12 protein-coding genes are annotated in these 17,830 nt (G+C 50.3%); 1 reads left to right on the plus strand and 11 read right to left on the minus strand.

Annotation, left to right across the window (positions count from 1 at the left end):
* Positions 1-670: 670 nt before the first annotated feature.
* From GWG06_RS22375 to GWG06_RS22405, 7 genes are all read right to left on the minus strand, one after another.
* Positions 671-1,240, minus strand: coding sequence for a LutC/YkgG family protein (locus GWG06_RS22375; protein ID WP_202183092.1), 570 nt, complete (start codon positions 1,238-1,240; stop codon positions 671-673).
* A gap of 53 nt (positions 1,241-1,293) precedes the next feature.
* Entirely contained in the window at positions 1,294-2,673 is a 1,380-nt protein-coding gene (locus tag GWG06_RS22380) for a lactate utilization protein B (RefSeq protein WP_160716114.1), read from the minus strand.
* Positions 2,654-3,409, minus strand: a complete 756-nt coding sequence (locus GWG06_RS22385; RefSeq protein WP_160716116.1) for a (Fe-S)-binding protein — start codon at positions 3,407-3,409, stop codon at positions 2,654-2,656. Before GWG06_RS22385 ends, GWG06_RS22380 begins: the two co-directional genes overlap by 20 nt.
* Before the next feature lie 220 nt (positions 3,410-3,629).
* Positions 3,630-4,214, minus strand: coding sequence for a hypothetical protein (locus tag GWG06_RS22390; protein ID WP_160716118.1), 585 nt, complete (start codon positions 4,212-4,214; stop codon positions 3,630-3,632).
* A 194-nt stretch (positions 4,215-4,408) separates the two neighbouring features.
* Positions 4,409-5,407, minus strand: coding sequence for an LLM class flavin-dependent oxidoreductase (locus tag GWG06_RS22395; protein ID WP_160716120.1), 999 nt, complete (start codon positions 5,405-5,407; stop codon positions 4,409-4,411).
* 78 nt (positions 5,408-5,485) lie between these two features.
* The gene (locus GWG06_RS22400; protein ID WP_160716122.1) at positions 5,486-7,723 is read right to left on the minus strand and encodes a helix-turn-helix domain-containing protein; all 2,238 of its coding nucleotides are present in this window, start codon (positions 7,721-7,723) and stop codon (positions 5,486-5,488) included.
* A 172-nt stretch (positions 7,724-7,895) separates the two neighbouring features.
* Positions 7,896-8,087, minus strand: coding sequence for a cold-shock protein (locus tag GWG06_RS22405; RefSeq protein ID WP_078668260.1), 192 nt, complete (start codon positions 8,085-8,087; stop codon positions 7,896-7,898).
* Positions 8,088-8,514: 427 nt separating this feature from the next.
* Here GWG06_RS22405 and GWG06_RS22410 point away from each other — a divergent pair, with 427 nt between their 5' ends.
* Entirely contained in the window at positions 8,515-9,810 is a 1,296-nt protein-coding gene (locus GWG06_RS22410; protein ID WP_127043970.1) for an MFS transporter, read from the plus strand.
* Here the strand turns inward: GWG06_RS22410 and rpiA are convergent.
* The 4 genes from rpiA to GWG06_RS22430 are packed head-to-tail and all read right to left on the minus strand — an operon-like array spanning position 9,774 to position 17,826.
* Positions 9,774-10,451, minus strand: a complete 678-nt coding sequence (gene rpiA, locus GWG06_RS22415; RefSeq protein ID WP_160716124.1) for a ribose-5-phosphate isomerase RpiA — start codon at positions 10,449-10,451, stop codon at positions 9,774-9,776. The genes GWG06_RS22410 and rpiA overlap by 37 nt on opposite strands.
* 17 nt (positions 10,452-10,468) lie before the next feature.
* Complete coding sequence (locus tag GWG06_RS22420) at positions 10,469-12,772, minus strand: aminotransferase class III-fold pyridoxal phosphate-dependent enzyme (RefSeq protein WP_160716126.1); 2,304 nt, start codon at positions 12,770-12,772, stop codon at positions 10,469-10,471.
* Between the two features lie 10 nt (positions 12,773-12,782).
* Positions 12,783-14,729, minus strand: a complete 1,947-nt coding sequence (locus GWG06_RS22425; protein WP_160716128.1) for an MGH1-like glycoside hydrolase domain-containing protein — start codon at positions 14,727-14,729, stop codon at positions 12,783-12,785.
* Complete coding sequence (locus GWG06_RS22430) at positions 14,722-17,826, minus strand: glycoside hydrolase family 2 TIM barrel-domain containing protein (protein WP_160716130.1); 3,105 nt, start codon at positions 17,824-17,826, stop codon at positions 14,722-14,724. Before GWG06_RS22430 ends, GWG06_RS22425 begins: the two co-directional genes overlap by 8 nt.
* Between the last annotated feature and the right edge of the window lie 4 nt (positions 17,827-17,830).

Raw genomic sequence — 17,830 nt, forward strand, 5'->3', positions numbered from 1 at the left:
TGATAAGATATGGTTATTAAATATATGCTCGTCTATTTTATAAGCGACGCCCTTTCCGGGTTTTCATAGTCGGCGTCTTTACCTACAAATCAGATTTCAGTTACAAACTCGCATGATATGGTTTTCAAAGTTCATGCAAAGTAAACACTAAATTTTGACATCTCTATTATGAAAAAGTAAACAATTTTAAAAAACATAAACTTTTCAAAGATGACTTTCCCTGTGAACAGTAACTGATGTGACAGTAAGGACCCAACCTGAAAATACAATCCCCTGGCAGTCTTACCCGGCCTGTATTTCAGGCAGATTCGGACTACTAACAACATGGGATATACGAAAAGGGATACTAGCAGCAACAACTGCCAACGCCGGGCAGTTTCAACCGCTTATCATACTCGAGACTGCTGCTATATTTATTATTTCTCAAACATTTGCCCGCTGGCATAGCTAAGGTCTTAACACTTTGATACATGGTTCTTCGGTTTTTCCGGTTAACTAAAGTTCGCGATATGGTTCAATAATCAAACTACTAAAGTCTTTTTCAGACGGGCGTTAAGAAACAAACACCATACCAACTTTAGTAGAAACAATAAATTTCGAACTAAAGTTAGGTAAAGTGTTTACGATTTCAACTAAATTTTTTGAAAAAATTAAAAGATTAACGGGAAGATTACAATGCGAATACAACCAGACTCTTTGCGCCATGTGCGCCTAATACGAGGGATTGCTCTATGTCAGCGGTTTTGGAAGGGCCCGCAATGAATACGCCAAAGCCGGTGAGGGGTAAACCAATTTTTTCATATGCATCATGCATGGTTGCGAGGATGCGTTCCCGTGAGATAACGATTGCCAGATGCTGACAGATGAAAGGCAGTACGCGCACCGGCGCTTCTTCCTCTGTGACCCATACAGCGCCATTTTCCGCCACGGCCCACTGTCCGCGGATAACAGCCATATCCACATCCTCCAGCATATGCGGATCTTCGTGTATCCATGACCGTTCTCCTGATGTGGCTGCTATCACCCGCTTCATTTCTGGATAATGTTGCGCGAGCAAAGCAGGGATCTCCTTCTCATCGCTGATCTCAAACAAGCTGCCACCAAGGCTTTCCAGCACCTTACGGTAGGCGTCCAAAGTAGCTGGCATAGCGCCGCGCAGACCATCCAGCGAAGGCAATGCTACCTGCTCAGGCTGATTCATTTTTACGGCGCTTAATATTTTATCTCTGCTGCTCATCATTATTTTTTTTGTGACACTACGATACTTATCTGATTACTACGATAAATATCCGGTTACTTTTTTTCTTCATTCGCTGCATACCATTCTGCAAAAGATTGTTTCGGCGGTGCAGGCATATCACGTTGTTTGTACCAGGGGTTCAGGCGGTTGTTCACCATGCCCGGAAAGGCGCGCATCACCCAGCGTCCCATCTTCCCCGCTCTTTTAAAGGTACCGGGCTTTGATAACACAGCGCTCATCATCTTCATCCCTGCAGTTTTCCCCGCAGTGGTATGCCCTTCCTTCACCAATACCTGCCGCCATTTATACAACTGCTGATGTATATCTATTTTCACCGGACAAACATTAGAGCAGGAGCCACACAGGGTAGAAGCAAAAGGCAGGTCTGCATAATCCTTCATATCCAGGTTGGGCGCCAGGATAGCGCCTATTGGTCCTGCTACCGCAGTATGGTAGCTATGCCCGCCGCTGCGGCGGTATACCGGGCAGGTGTTCATACATGCCCCGCAACGGATACACTTCAGCGAGTTACGGAAATCTTCCCTGCCCAGCTGCCTGGAGCGGCCGTTATCTACCAGCACAATATGCAGTTCCTTACCGGGAACGGGCGTACGGAAATGACTGGAATAGGTGGTGATGGGCTGGCCGGTGGCGCTGCGCGCCAGCAGCCGCAAAAACACCCCGAGGTGTTTACGCTGCGGAATAATTTTTTCAATGCCCATACAGGCTATATGCACATCTGCCAGGTGCGCCCCCATATCGGCATTGCCTTCATTGGTGCAAACCACCATCTCTCCCGTTTCCGCTACTGCGAAGTTCACACCGGTGATCGCAGCCCTGGATGCCAGGAATTCCTTACGCAGGTGTGCACGTGCCGCCGCAGTCAGCAACTGCGGATCAGCATTGCCGGCGGGTGTTCCCAGGTGTTCATGAAACAGCTCCCCTATCTCTTCCTTCTTCTTATGTATACAGGGCAGCACAATATGGCTGGGCGGCTCATCTGCCAGCTGTACAATGCGTTCTCCCAGGTCGGTATCTATTACTTCAATGCCGTTGGCCTGCAGATGCGGGTTCAGGTGGCATTCTTCCGTGAGCATGGACTTACTCTTCACCATCCGTTTCACGCCATGCTGCTTCAGTATAGCGGTCACTATTTCATTATGCTCGGCAGCATCCGCGGCCCAATGTATTATTGCGCCGTTCTGCCGTGCCTGTTGCTCGAACTGCAGCAGGTAGCCGTGCAGGTTACCCAGCACATTCAACTTGATCTGCGAGGCAGCTTCGCGTAACTGTTCCCATTCAGGAATGCTCCATGCCTGTTTGTCGCGCTTGGCTCTCACCCACCACAACGTTTCATCGTGCCAGTTGACACGTGGTTCATTTTCATTGAATTTATCCGCCAGCGTGGCGTGGTCAGCTGTTTGCCTGTTCATCTGTTGTCTGGTTGAGGATTTCTGCAATATGCATCACTTTCACCGGCTGATGCCCGCGGCGTAAGATACCTTCCAGGTGCATCAGGCAGCTCACATCCGTACCGGTAATCACGGTAGCGCCATGTTTAACGTGATCGGCTACACGGTCTTTTCCCATCTTGACAGACACGGCCTCTTCTGTTACACAGAAAGTACCTCCGAATCCGCAGCACTCATCTTTGCGGTCCAGCTCTACCAGCTCTACTCCATCCACCATCTGCAGCAGCTGTAAAGGTTTGGAGAAAGGCGCTGCCACCAGCTCGCTCATCTGCGCCAGCCCGAGGCCGCGCTGCCCGTGGCAGCTCTGATGCAGGCCTACCTTACAGGGAAACCGTGCAGGCAACGACGTTACCTTCAGCACATCCGTTAAGAATTCCGTCAGTTCGTATATCCGTGATCGTATGCCGGCCGCTGCCGGCTCCTGCTCCGCATCATGCAGGTGCTCCCTGATATGCAGCACGCAGCTGCCCGAAGGCCCCACTATATAATCATATCCGGCAAAATGCTCAATAAACAGGCTGTTGCACTGATGCGTCAGATGCTCATAACCGCTGTTCGCCATCGGCTGTCCGCAACAGGTCTGTCCCTGCGGATACTCCACTTCACATCCCAGCTTCCGTAAAAGCTGCAACGTGGCAATACCCACCTGCGGATAAAACTGGTCTATGTAACACGGTATAAATAATCCTACTTTCACGGATACAATAGTTTAAATGATCACCTGCAAATTTAGCGGTGAAGGCAGGAGGATTCCTTCCTGTTTTTTACCGCTTACTAACTTATTTTTAATAATTATGAATTAAGAATTATGAATTATGAGTTAAAGGGAGAAGATCCAAGCGAATAATAGAATAGTTATTCGCTTGGATCTTCTCCCTTTAACTCATAATTCATAATTATTAATTCATAATTATTAATTACAATTGGGTCTTAATAGTCACCTGCACCCTTTCCGCATTGATAGCGGTAACTTTCATCACCCCGAATTTGCCGGCGGCATTTTTGAACAGTACCAGTCCCTTGTAGGTCATGGGGAAGCTGCCGTTGTCGGCGGCAGTAAACAGGTTATTCAGGGCAGCTACGTGCGACAGCGTATCAAATTTAGCAGGATCCAGCTCGTTCGCCGAAGGATAGTTCCGGAACAGGGTGGTGGTGGCGCCGGTAATCTTTACCGTAAGGTTTTTGTTGTCAGGGCTGCTGAAGAAGAGCATCGCCGGATCCACATCTGCAAATACCAGGTCTATCTTGCTGCCGTCAGCAGGCAGGTTTTTGCGGAGATATACCTTTCCTTCCTTCGTGGAAAAGGCTACTCCATATTTATCCTTGTCAGGGGAGATGTCAAATTCAATGTCTTTGTAAACTGCCAGCGTATCCTTTTTGGTCACGCCAGGTACAGGTGTATTGTTATCCGGGTTACCACTGCCGGTATTGGTATCATCTTTTTTGGAACACGCAGTAATGACAGCGGCCAGCATAGCTGCGCCAATAAACAGTTTCTTCATAGGCATTTGGATTATGGTAAGACGCTACAAATATATGGTTATTTTATTATTTGATTATTTGAGATTTGATTAACATTTACGGATTTTGGAATTTTGGAATTTTGAGATTTTGAAAATGCAGCGAAGACCATTGTGTAAATATTTGCTGCATTTTTAAAATCTCAAAATTCCAAAATTCCAAAATCCGTAAATGATTATCTGATGCCGAAGCTCTGCGCCAGCAGTTCGTAGGAACGGAGGCGGTCTGCATGATCGGGGGTGATGGTGGCGATGACCAGTTCATCCACGTCGTAGGCGGCGGCGAGCTGCTCCAGCTGCGCTTTTACCTGGGTGGGCGTACCGGCTACCATACGGCCGCGGTTGGCCTGGATACGTTGCTGCTCTTCCGGTGTGTAGGTGATATCCTTCACATCGGCGTAGTCGATGTTGAGGTCATAGCGACCTTTTTCAAAGCTAAGCAGGCGATAATCCATAACGGCCTGGAGTTGTGCAGCCTTTTCTTCGGTGTCGGCGCAGAACACGAATATGCCTACGCTGGCCTGGGGTGCGGATAGCCAGGCGGAAGGCTTAAACTGTTTGCGGTAGTTGCTCACCGCCTGAGGGCCGCCAACCGGGTAAATGAAGTGGGCGAAAGAAAGGGCCATCCCGAAGTGGGCAGCCAGCAGGCCGCTTTCCCCGCTGGAGGTAAGTATCCAGAGGTCGGGGGTGGTAGGAATAGAAGGAATGGCTCTCACCTTTTCCTGCATGGAGCCGGGTGCGGCTGTGTCGGTGAGCCATGCTTGCAGATCTACGAGCTGCTGTACAAATTCTTTCGGATCGAAGGTGTTGGAAGGGTTCAGCAAATGCGCCGTTACGCGGTCGCCGCCAGGGGCGCGGCCTATACCAAGGTCTATCCTGCCGGGATACATGGCTTCCAGCAGCCGGAAGTTCTCCGCTACTTTCAGGGCACTGTGATTGGGCAGCATGACACCGCCCGATCCCAGCCGGATGCGTTCCGTGACGCCGGCCAGCCTGGCAATTAATATTTCCGGTGAAGCGCCGGCCAGGCTTTTTGTATTATGATGTTCCGATAACCAATAGCGTGTATAACCCAGCTTGTCAGCCAGTTTCGCCAATTCCACGCTTTCGTGCAACGCTTCGGTGGCGTTGCTGCCTTTTCTGATGGGCGACTGATCCAGTACACTAAGTTTCATCTTGTTGTTCTTTTATATGATCTGAATGTATCTTGTCTGTGCTGTATGTCGTACTGGTAGCTGCCGTTTCCTGTTACGTTAATCCCGCATGATTTCCTCCTCCTGCTGTTTTTTCAGATACCATTGTACTGCGCGTATTTCCGCAAAGCTGATGGCGGGTCCTACCCTTTCTTTGATAGGTCCTGTGGCGGTGGCGCCCAGTTCCTTTATGTGTGAGATAATCAGCTTTACATTGGATTCGCTGACGAAGCGGTGCAGGTCCAGCTCTCCGGCCTCCACGCATTGGGCCAGGTGGCTCTCAATGGTGCTGACGGCCAGCTGCCGCGCTACCGCGATATCCGGAATGGATTTACCTCCCAGGTACAGCTCCAGTGTGCCGCGGCGGCTGCTGCCTTTTTCCACCTTGCCTTTGGCCGGTGGTTTTACCGCCGGTACTTTTTCACCGGTGGTGGTAGCTTCTTCTTCCCGCAGCTGTAAATAATCTTTCAGTCCCTGTGTGAAATTCAGGTCCGCATAGGATACCTCCCATATCTGCCGCAGCTTATGCCAGCAGTCACTTTCCAGCCCCATCAGCTGCAGCAGGTATTTCTTCGATCTCGCCTTTCTGACGGTTTCGATATGTGCCTTCAGCGGCTTGATGAGATCTTCGTATATGCTTTGGGTGAAGTAGCCAATGGCTTTATTGACGCGCGCTTCCAGCTGTTCCGTTTCGCCGGTCTGCACCACGGTGTCCAGCAGCTGATGCAGCTGCACCACAAATTTGTTGGCTACTTCCTGCTGTTGTTCTGTTTTGCTGCTCAGATGCCGGCTCAGCTGAATAGACGCATCGAAGTCGGGCACTTTTTTATCCTGTATCCAGACACCATGACTCCTCATGGTAGCCTGCATACGATACCAGTCAAACAGCTGCAGCAGCGTGGTAGCCTGGAATTTTTTCCTTTCCATCTCCAGCAATACTACCAGTTCATTGGCCGCTACTTCCTTCTCTGCAAATTCAATCACCTGCCGGTCTGTTCTGATGCTGCCGTGGCTGATGCGTGAATGTAATACCAGTCCTTCGAGGGACGTGCAGCGGCTCAGCGCCACATATACCTGTCCGGGTGCAAAGGCATATCCTGCATCAATGATGGCACGCTCAAAAGTAAGCCCCTGGCTCTTATGAATAGTGATAGCCCAGGCAAGCCGGATCGGAAACTGTGTAAAGCTGCCGATCTCTTCTTCTTCAATACTATTTTCTTCCTGGTTATAGGAATAGCGGATGTTACGCCAGGTTTCCTTTTCGAGTTTCAGCTCTTCATGGGATCCTGATAATACCAGCGTAATTTCCGTATCGTTGATTTCCTTTACGGTAGCGATTTTCCCGTTATAGTAGCGGCGGGGCTGGGCCAGGTCGTTTTTGAGAAACATGACCTGCGCTCCTATTTTCAGTTGCAGCACCAGCTCTGTGGGCAATGCCTTATCGCTGAAATCACCTTCTATCCTGCCTTCGAAGCGATATAGCTTTCCGGGCATATCTGCCAGGCGGCGGGTATTGATTTCATCCGCCTTGCGGTTATGGGTGGAAAGCACGATATATTCTCCGTCTTCTCCCTTGAAATCCGGTCTGTACAAGCTGTTCAGCGTAGTCAGGTCATCCTGCAGCACTTCACTGTTCCGCACGCGGTTGAGAATATCGATGAAGGTCTGTTCATTCTGCCGGTAGATCTTCTTCAGTTCAATATATAAAGGCGGCGCCTGGTCAATCACTTTGGCATCGAAGAAGAAGGAGCTGTTATAATATTCGGAGAGGAGCTGCCATTCGGCATCCGGCACTACGGGCGGCAACTGGTAAAGATCCCCGATGAACAGTACCTGTACGCCGCCGAAAGGCAACAGGGGCTTGTTCCGGAAGTGACGGAGGATGGTATCGATAGCATCGAGCATATCGCAGCGCACCATACTCACCTCATCAATAATCAGTAGTTCCATTTCCTGCAACAGCGCTTTCTTATCGTTGGTAAAGCGGATATTGCGGAAGAGGCTGTGTTTGTCCGTACTGCTGATTTCATCCATCGCGAAGCCTCTTTTCGTACCCGGAACAAAGGGGCCGAAAGGAAGCTGAAAAAAAGAGTGCATGGTTACACCGCCTGCGTTGATAGCGGCAACACCGGTGGGCGCTACTACTACCGTATTCTTTTTTGTATGTTCTTTGATATACTTCAGGAACGTAGTTTTCCCTGTACCGGCTTTCCCGGTAAGGAATATATGGCGGTGTGTGTGGTTAATGAAATCTGCCGCCAGGTGAAAGATGGTATTCGTATTATCCGGTTGGGGCATGATTATTTAAAAATTGAAACTGCGAAGATAGAAAAAAAGCCGATAGCTTCATAGGCGTTCGCAGTACGGGTTAACAATATGTGCATTCCTTCATGAAGATAACGAAAGATGGCAAAAAAAAACTGCCCAAGCTAAGCTTGGGCAGTTAATAACAAAACTATTATTCAATAAGTTATGCCAGTCTTACGTTAACAGCATTCGGGCCTTTTCTGCCTTCTTCCACGTCGAATACTACGCGGTCATTTTCGCCGATGCTTTCTTTGATACCAGATACGTGAACAAAAATTTCTTGTCCAGTTCCTTCGATTTTAATGAATCCAAAACCTTTAGCTTCATTAAAAAATTTTACTACACCTGTTTGCATTTATTTAATATTTAATTGTGAACTTGTTCTCGCCAATTATTAGACAGGCGGCTACCTGGGCGACTAGAAGAAAAAATGTAAAATAAAAGCTGAGTGTAAAAGGAGATTACCAACAGAATTGAAATACAATATTCTTAAGAAGCGCAACGAAGATAAGAGTTTTCCGGAATACGAACCAAACTTTTTTTACCGCAAGGCCCCATCCCGTTTGATTATTTAATTATTTTATTATTTGAGATTTTGAAATGAGCGAAGATTTTTTAGGTTCATTTACCCTATTCTAATATCAAATAATAAGATGATAAAATAAATTTATATTTTACTGTTTGAAGTTTAACATAAAATGTACTTCTCTTTTGAATTCTTGCTTTGCCTTCAAATCTCAGATAATAAAATAAAAAAATAACTACATATTTTAGCGGGTTATATGAAAAACACTGATACGTGGCGGATAAAAGCCATATTAACCGGGTCGGCGGGCAATCTGGTAGAATGGTATGACTGGTATGTCTACTCTACTTTTGCTTTATATTTTGCGCCTGTCTTTTTTCCATCAGATAATTATACAGCACAGCTGCTCAATACGGCGGCTATCTTTGCGGTAGGCTTCCTCATGCGCCCTGTGGGCGGGTGGCTGTTTGGCGCCATTGCTGACAAGAAAGGGCGCAAAACAGCCATGACACTGTCTGTATTGCTGATGTCCCTCGGTTCCATGCTGATTGCTTTTACCCCTTCGCATGCAAGCATTGGGGTGATGGCGCCTGTATTGCTGCTCCTGGCGCGGTTATTACAGGGCCTCAGCGTAGGCGGCGAATACGGCACTTCCGCGACATACCTCAGCGAAGTGGCAACCGCCAACCGCCGCGGGTTCTACTCCAGCTTCCAGTATGTAACACTCATAGGCGGCCAACTCACCGCACTCGGTGTTCAGATGATCCTGCAATCCCTGCTTACACGGGAGCAGCTCTACAGCTGGGGCTGGCGTATTCCTTTTGTAATAGGCGCCTTGCTGGCCCTGTTCACCCTCTACCTGCGCTCCCATATGCAGGAATCTACCTCGTTTGACAAATCCAAAGCGACAGATAAAAAAGGTTCCGTAAAAGAGCTGTTCAAAAAATATCCGCGGGCGGTGCTTACCGTCGTAGGACTCACCATGGGCGGCACGCTGGCCTTCTATACCTATACTACCTACATGCAGAAATTTCTGGTGAATACAGTGAAACTAAGCATTGAACGGACAACCACACTCGTTTTCTTCCTGATGCTGATATACGCCTGCATGCAACCTCTGTTCGGGCTGCTGTCAGATAAATATGGCCGAAAGCCTTTACTCATAGGCTTCGGCGTGCTCGGCACCCTCTTTACGGTGCCTATCTTAACCGGCATCAGTCAGACTACCTCAGAAAGCACGGCCTTCCTGCTGATACTGGTGGCGCTCATCATCGTAAGCGGGTATACCTCCATCAATGCGGTCGTAAAAGCTGAAATGTTCCCCGCTGAAGTGCGGGCGCTGGGCGTAGGCTTCCCGTATGCGCTCACGGTAGCGCTGTTTGGCGGTACCGCGGAATCCATCGCATTATATTTTAAGAAAACAGGACATGAATCCTGGTACTACTGGTATGTGACAGTTTGTATTTTCATATCGCTGCTGGTATATATTACCTCCAAAGATACCAGGCGGAACTCCTATCTGGACAAGGATCTAACAGAACCGTCCGCATAACCGATGAGCAGACGGCTGGCGTAGCGGAGAAACAAGCCGTTCTCCACTACGCCGGGGATGTCATTGAGCTGCCGGTGCAGCTCAGGGGCGGCTGTAATCCGGCCGTAATGACAATCCAGGATATAATTACCGTTATCTGTAATAAATATTTTACCTTCTTTTCTACGGAGCACCGGTGATGCGCCTGACTGCTCCAGGTGCCGGAAGGTGAACTCCCAGGCGAATGGAATGATTTCCACCGGCAGGGGAAAATTTCCCAGCTGTTTCACCAGTTTGGAAGCATCCATAATCACCAGCATTTCCTTCGCGGCAGCGGCCACAATCTTCTCGCGCAACAAAGCGCCTCCGCCGCCTTTAATCAGTTGCAGCGATTCGTCTGCCTCATCAGCTCCGTCAATATCCAGGTCTATGCTGTCTACCTGTTCAAAAGGGATGATGGGGATCTGCTGCGCGCGTGCCAGTTCCTCAGAAGCGGCCGAAGTAGCGACAGCCTGCAGCTGCATCCCGTTCCTAACGAGCTCGCCTATACGCATAATCGCGTAATAGGCGGTACTGCCTGTTCCCAGCCCGATGGTCATACCGGGCTGAATATATGCTGCCGCGGCTTCTCCTGCGGCTTTCTTTGCCAGATCCTGTTGCATGCAACAAATATAAGGAATCAGAATGAGGCAAGTACTTCGTCGAGATGCGCGAGCAATGCGTCTGTATTCGCCTTGTTAAACACCATGGGCGGTTTTATTTTCAGCACGTTATGCAGCGGTCCGTCGGTACTCAGCAGGAAACCTCTTTCCTTCATTGCCTCTACAATCTGGTCTATTTCCGGAACAGCCGGCTCCAGCGTTTCGCGGCTGCGCACCAGCTCTGCGCCGATGAAGAAACCGTGTCCGCGCACATCGCCGATGATGGCATGCCGTGCCTTTAGTTTTTCCAGGCCTTCCATGAAATAATTACCGGTAACGCGGGCGTGTTCCTGTAAGCCTTCTTCTTTGATGACCTGCAGCACTGCCAGCCCGGTAGCCATAGATACGGGGTTACCGCCGAAGGTGTTGAAATATTCCATCCCGTTATTAAATGCGTCTGCAATGGCTTTGGTGGTTACTACGGCGGCCAGCGGGTGACCGTTGCCGATCGGTTTTCCCAGCACCACGATGTCCGGAGTTACCTCCTGTAATTCAAAGCCCCAGAAAGCGTCTCCTACCCTGCCGAAGCCAACCTGCACCTCGTCTGCGATACAAACGCCGCCGGCGGCGCGCACAGCGGCATACACGCTTTTCAGGTAACCGGGTGGTAATGGAATCTGGCCGCCTACGCCCAGCAACGTTTCACAGATATATGCCGCCACGCCTTTACCGTCCTGCTGCAGGCCGGTGATGATGCGTTGCACATCTTCCGCATATTTTTCTCCTGCCTGCGGATCATCACTACGGTATGGTCCGCGGAACATATCAGGATTCAGGGCTTTATGGGTATGCTCCGGTTTGCCGAATCCGCCTTTACCATCGAACTTATACGGACTCAGCTCCATCGCCACCGTAGAAGTGCCGTGGTAAGCATGATCCAGTACAACAACATCTTTCTGTTTCGTGAAATGGCGGCTCATACGGATAGCCAGGTCATTGGCCTCGCTGCCGGAATTGGTAAAATAGCAGACTTCCAGACTGGAAGGCAACGTAGATAACAGGAGCTCCGCATAATCCACCAGGTTATCGTGCAGATAGCGGGTATTGGTATTCAGCTTCGCAATCTGGCGCTGCATCGCTTTTACCACGGTAGGATGGCAATGCCCTACGTGACTGGGGTTATTCACACAATCAATATAGGTGCGGCCCTTATCATCATAGAGGTACTGCAGTGCGCCGCGTACTATTTTCAACGGCTTTTTATAGCTGATACTGAGATTGCGGCCGATATGTGCCCGGCGGTTGTCTAACAGCGGTGCATAGGCGTCATCTTCCTGAATAACAGACGGAAACCCGCAAGCCAGGCGGAATGCCTGTTGCGCAGCCACCGGGTTGATGGTAATCAGTTTGAACAGCAGCTGCCAGGCGCCGTTTTCTGTGATAAAGTGGAATTCATTATCACTGCCTTCCGCAGCTTTACCGGCAGAAGTAGTAACGCTGATGCATAAACGTGCAGCGATGAGGTAATAGAGCAGATCTGTTTCCTCCGGCGTGAGCGCATATGCCTGGTGGTAACCGCCCACCACTTCTACGGCGGCCTGCAACGGATCGGCTGCCTGCAGCATAACATAGGTACAGGCAATAGCCAGGTTATTCACCAGTGTGGTATGTACCATATCGCCGAAATCAATCAGCCCGCTGATGGCATTATTTTCTACAAGAACATTATAATCGTTTGCATCATTGTGGATATATGCCTTACGCAGGGAAGAGAGCTGCGGTAAAACCTCCATTTCAAACTGCAACAGGAAATAGGCTGCCAGTCTGCGTTTCTCATGGTCTTTAATGCAGGGCAGCTGTGCACGTGCATCCAGCGCCTGCGCAATATCCCACTTGATGTAACGGTGCATGGCCGGATGAGAAAACATTTCCAGGGCCTGATCCATTTTACCGAGGAAATTACCCAGGGAGACATTCAGTTCCCGTGTACCCTTTACCGTTACCATGGGCTTTCCTTCCAGCCAGGTATACAGGCGCATGTAATGTATTTCTTCGGGGAATATCAGCGGTGTAACTGCTTCCCCCTTCTTATTCTTCAGCACCTGCTGGAAATGCCCGGCGATATTGCTGCGGGACAGCTTATCCAGTATTTTTGCCTGCGCATCAAGGAAAGACGGGCTATGTGTATCATCTGCTACCTTACAGATATATTTCTTTCCGTTTTCATCTTCCAGGAAGAAGTTCGCCTCCTCATACCCTTCGAGTTCCTTGCCTGTCACATTGAGTCCGTAATATTCCTGCACCAGTTTAATGATGCCTGTTGTAGAAAAAGTATAGTACATAATCCCGTTATTATTGTTTATCTGCCAGCAGCATCAGTACATGTGCGGCTGTCCAGCTGAAATTTGATGCATTCAATCCTTTACCTGTGCGCGGATGGTAGTTCTCGTGCAGCGGACCGTTGCCGCGCATACCTGCCGCATGGTTCCATAGTTTGGCGCTCATGCCGGCAGCAGCTGCGCCGGCCTTGTACTGCCTCATGGCCGCGATAGCGAAATAGAACTGATCTATCCACACCGGACCACGCCAGTAGCCGCGTTGCGGGTCAAACGCCTTTTCACTGGCATCCAGCACCGGAAAGGGCACTAATGTATTAAAAACAGTGGTATCCTGCATATATTTTATGGTGGCTGCAGCAGCTTTTCCTGGTGCAATACCTGTCCATAAAGGAATCCAGCCTTCCGGTCCTTTTACGCGGATGAGCGTACCGTTATGCATACGGTCATAGTAATAGCCGCTGGCTTCATCGTAGAAAGCAGCATGAATCTGTTTTTTCAAAGCGGCTGCCTGTCTGCGCCAGGTGGCGGCTTCCTGCGGCCGGTGCAACATGGTAGCCATCTGCGCCAGTATCAGCTTTTCCTTATAGAGATAACTGTTGAGATCAACGGATTCCTGGTTGAGCGACCAGGCGCCTTCGCCGTTCTTTACCATCACAGCTTTGTCGAAGCGCACGGCATTGTCCATCCCGCTTTCCCAGGCTGCTGCAATGCGGGTGCCATCGGTGGAGCCGAATTCGCACAATCCGTTGTGGTCATGATCCCTGGCAGTGTACCACCAGTTATGATAGCGTACCAGCGATGGGTACAGGCGGCTGACAAAAGCAGTATCCCGCGAAGCTCCGAATACCGTCCACACGGCCCACGCTGCCAATGGCGGCTTGGTGTCGCGGAGATTATTCTCGGTACTGTCTGCATAAATACAATCCGGTACCATGCCAGCAGCATCCTGGTAGTCGAACATGGATTGTATGTTGGATTGCGCCAGGGCAGGATCAAAATAGCTGATACCTACTGCCTGCTTCCAGCTGTCCCAGGACCAGATACCATAGAATCCCTGGTAGGAGATAGACGGGAATACGCCATCACGGCGTATATGACGGGATGCACTTCTCCAGTTGGTGAGCAGCGTCATCATACTTTTTACTGCCAGGCGGCTACGGAAGGTATCGCTGGCAGGAAACGGCATATGGCTGAATAACTGCTTCAGGTATCCATTCCAGCGTGTTTCATTCTGCCGGAAGGCGTCAGCAAAATCAACCGGCGGCAGTTCCTGCTCTTTATATTCCGGGTAGAAAGACTGAGCCTGTGTGGCAGACCAGCTGCCATGCGCTGCCAGGGAAATATTGCTGGCAGCGGTATAGCTGCCGGTGGTAGTGGCAATATCCCATGGCTGTTGTGTGAGGTAACGGATATTAAAATGATGGCCGGTACCGGCAATGCCTATACGCAGTTCATTTTTTCCGGACTCCAGCCGCGCCCGCTGCAACGCGGTTTTACCTTCCCATTGCACTTTCAGTTGCAGCGGACTGCCGCCGGTATTGATAATGGTGGTTTGTAGTATGGCGGTTCTGTTACTGCTGAACAGGAGTTGCATGTTCACCTTCACCGGGCCTGCATTCCAGGCGCCCTGTATCAGTCCGGGGTAATAGCGCATGGCGCTGTCTGTCTGCTGCAATACCAGCTCCCGGTCATTTTCGTATAGCCGTAGCTGCGCGATGCATCCGGAGAGCCACTCTCCTTTCATATCCATCAGCAGCGGGCCTGTAAAGCCAGCTGCCGTATTATTTGCGGGCAGTGCATAGGCATGCCATGCCCCGTTGTCCGAGAAAAAAGAGCCCGACACCCTGCCTGTATCCTTCACGGTGTACCGGATGTCCAGTACATCAGGAAATTGTGTGCGCTGGGCCTGTACCTGCTGCTGCATGCAGAGCAGCAGTACACACCATTTCAGTTTATTCATATATTTCTTTCGCCTTTGCGGAAGCATCGTCTCCGTTAAATAATGGTCTTAATATAAAACTGTACTGATAATCCTTGCAGATGACAGTGTAAGGGGCATGTGGTTTTGCGCCCCAGCTGTTATCACCGCCAAGACCGGCCTGCTGGTAGTCAATATTCCACCAGATGAGCGGCTGGTTATTCATGGAACCGCCATGGATATTATGTTTGCGGTTAAAATCGAGGCGGCTCATATCGAAGTGTAATACGCCCATATTGAGGAGTGAATCTGTACAGGCCATCCAGCCGTTGCCGGCGGTGTTGCGGAGCGCCATCCAGCGTACATCCGAGCGATAGCCGCTTTCCTGGGCGCGTGGATAGGGATGGAACAGGGAGTCTGCAGGCATGGTATATACATCTACATCGGCAGCATATTTGCGGTCCTGGTAGTTGTCGAAAGGCCCGCGGCCCAGCCAGGAAACCTTATCCATTGCCGGTTGCAGCAGCATACGCATCCCCATGCGCGGCATTTCCGGTAAAATGGCATCTCCCGGCAGGAACTGCACGGCCACCTTTATGTCCCCATTGGCATAAATCGTATAGTCGGTAGCGTAGTTTACTTTTACCAGCGGCAGGTAATGACGGGCTTTCACCAGTACGTGCGCTTCATCCTGACGGATTACTTCCACCGATTTTACGACAGCGTTATCAGCAGCATGCTGCCATATGGCGCAGCGCACCTGCTGGCTGTTTCCGATGTCATTATCCGTAGCGGCGCGCCAGAAGGACGGCAGAAGGGCAGATTGCATATAGTCGTGCCCGTTAGCCCTGAATTGCTGCAGCCAGCCGTCTTTTATGGTAACCGTAAAATGATCATTTGAGATTTCGCAGGTATTCTGTTCCTGCTTCACCTGCAGGGATTTACCGGCAATTTTTTTCGCCTGTACGGGTGCATATACCGGCAGCTGGTACTGATCGGCGGCTACTATGGCGCCGGCAGGGAGCAGACCGTCTGCTTCTTTCAGGCGGGCCTGGAGGTGTACAAAATACTCAGTACCCGGAGCCGGATTGATAACGGGTAAGGCTATACGCACAGTATCCCACTGGTGTGGAGCGGTGTGCAGCGCCGGCAACGTGGCGGTTGCCAGCACCTTTCCATCCGCCTTCAGGGTCCAGCTCAGGATGATATTATCCAGTCGGTTAAAGTCGTAGCGGTTCTGAATACGGATCTGGTCGGCAGATAAATCTACCGTAGCAAAGTGTACCGGCTGATACACCTTCTTTACTTCAAAGGCCTGGGGATGCGGCGTACGGTCGGCAGCCAGCATGCCATCGGCACAGAAGCTGGTATCGCTGGTAGACCCAACGGTTCCCATATCTGCGCCATAAGCCCAGATGGTTCTGCCGAGGGAGTCGCGCTGCAGGAATGTCTGATCCGTGAAGTCCCAGATAAATCCGCCCTGCAGCTGATCGTGACGGTATATCATTTCCCAGTCGTCGCGCAGGTTGCCGCCGCTATTGCCCATCATGTGCGCATATTCGCACTGGATAGCCGGGCGGTCGCGGTATTCGCGCACATATTCCTGCATCCATCCGAGTGATTTGTACATAGGGCATACGATGTCTGTCCACTGATTGTTGCGGGCAGCTTCGTATTGTACCGGGCGGGTATTATCACGGCCTTTGGTCCATTTATAGGTATCAATGAAGTTTTCACCGAAACCGCTTTCATTGCCGAGCGACCAGGTGATAATACTACAGTGGTTTTTATCGCGTTCCACCATACGGCGGGTACGGTCGAGGTAAGCAGCTTTCCACTCCGGTTTGTCGGAGAGGGTCTGCAGCGGATGCATGCTCATTCCATCGCATTCTATATTGGCTTCATCAACTACATATAATCCGTACCGGTCGCACAGCTCATACCATTCTTCCCGGTTGGGGTAGTGGCTGGTACGCACGGCGTTGATATTATACTGCTTCATGGTTTGTATATCCTTCAGCATGCCATCCACGTTCACTACTTTGGCCGTCTGCATATCATGCTCATGGCGGTTAACGCCTTTAATTTTCACCGCGGTACCGTTTACCAGCAGCAGGCCGTGCTTTATTTCCACCTGCCGGAATCCGATAGCATGTTTAAATACTTCTACAGCGGCGCCCTGTTTATTTTCCAGGGAAATTACCAGCTGGTAGAGATGTGGTTTTTCCGCGCTCCAGGGGCGGATAGCGGGGAATAATTCCTGTAGTTGCAGGAGGCTGTCTTTCTCAATAGCGAGGATACGGGAGAGGAGAATTTTGTCTTTATCCAGCACCTGTACTTTAATACGTTTATTCCTGTCCGTTACATCCGGTATTTTATTCAGGGCAATATCCAGCTGCAGCTGGCCATCGCGGTAGTTATTGGTAAGGGTCGGGCGGGCGAAGAAATCGTATATGCTTAACCGTTCCCTGGCGACAAGTTTAACGCTGCGTTCGATGCCGCTGAGTTTCCACATATCCTGTCCTTCCAGGTAGGAGCCGTCGCTGAAGCGGAATACCTGCAGCGCTACGGTGTTGGCGCCGGGTTTCAGCCAGGCGGAGATATCAAATTCGGCGGGTGTTTTACTGTCTTTGCTGAAGCCGAGCATATGTCCGTTTACCCAGGCATACACGAAGGCATTGGCTGCGCCGATATGCAGGAGTACCTGCTTGCCCTTCCAGGCGGCAGGCAGGCGGAAGTCGCGGCGGTAGGACCCTACAGGGTTATCTTCTTTCGGCACATAAGGCGGATTGGGTGTAAACGGGTACTCCACATCCGTAAAAATGTAAGGGGCATAACCGTACGTCTGCCAGTTGGCAGGTACTGCAATAGTTTTCCATTTGCTGACATCATAGCCCGGTTTTTCAAAACCATCCGGACGCGCGTCCGGATTACGGGCCAGGTGAAACTGCCAGGTGCCATCCAGTGACAATATAAAGTCTGATGCGCCACCTTTCATAGCAGCAGCGGCATCCGGGTAAGGCGTAAAGTGCGCATGAGGCGCCATAGTATTCAGCGAGGGCCGCTGCGGGTTCTCCCAGTCAGGCAGTTGTGCAAAACCCAGGTGTGGAAGAAGCAGATAGAGGAGGAATTTTTTCATGGTT

Source organism: Chitinophaga solisilvae (genome assembly GCF_009928525.1).
Lineage (GTDB): Bacteria > Bacteroidota > Bacteroidia > Chitinophagales > Chitinophagaceae > Chitinophaga > Chitinophaga solisilvae.

What these genes read in the sequence shown, in the direction of transcription:
- GWG06_RS22375 (WP_202183092.1), bottom strand. Translation starts at nt 1,240, where the DNA reads ATGATGAGCAGCAGAGATAAAATATTAAGCGCCGTAAAAATGAATCAG.
- GWG06_RS22380 (WP_160716114.1), bottom strand. Translation starts at nt 2,673, where the DNA reads ATGAACAGGCAAACAGCTGACCACGCCACGCTGGCGGATAAATTCAAT.
- GWG06_RS22390 (WP_160716118.1), bottom strand. Translation starts at nt 4,214, where the DNA reads ATGAAGAAACTGTTTATTGGCGCAGCTATGCTGGCCGCTGTCATTACT.
- GWG06_RS22395 (WP_160716120.1), bottom strand. Translation starts at nt 5,407, where the DNA reads ATGAAACTTAGTGTACTGGATCAGTCGCCCATCAGAAAAGGCAGCAAC.
- GWG06_RS22400 (WP_160716122.1), bottom strand. Translation starts at nt 7,723, where the DNA reads ATGCCCCAACCGGATAATACGAATACCATCTTTCACCTGGCGGCAGAT.
- GWG06_RS22405 (WP_078668260.1), bottom strand. Translation starts at nt 8,087, where the DNA reads ATGCAAACAGGTGTAGTAAAATTTTTTAATGAAGCTAAAGGTTTTGGA.
- GWG06_RS22410 (WP_127043970.1), top strand. Translation starts at nt 8,515, where the DNA reads ATGAAAAACACTGATACGTGGCGGATAAAAGCCATATTAACCGGGTCG.
- rpiA (WP_160716124.1), bottom strand. Translation starts at nt 10,451, where the DNA reads ATGCAACAGGATCTGGCAAAGAAAGCCGCAGGAGAAGCCGCGGCAGCA.
- GWG06_RS22420 (WP_160716126.1), bottom strand. Translation starts at nt 12,772, where the DNA reads ATGTACTATACTTTTTCTACAACAGGCATCATTAAACTGGTGCAGGAA.
- GWG06_RS22425 (WP_160716128.1), bottom strand. Translation starts at nt 14,729, where the DNA reads ATGAATAAACTGAAATGGTGTGTACTGCTGCTCTGCATGCAGCAGCAG.
- GWG06_RS22430 (WP_160716130.1), bottom strand. Translation starts at nt 17,826, where the DNA reads ATGAAAAAATTCCTCCTCTATCTGCTTCTTCCACACCTGGGTTTTGCA.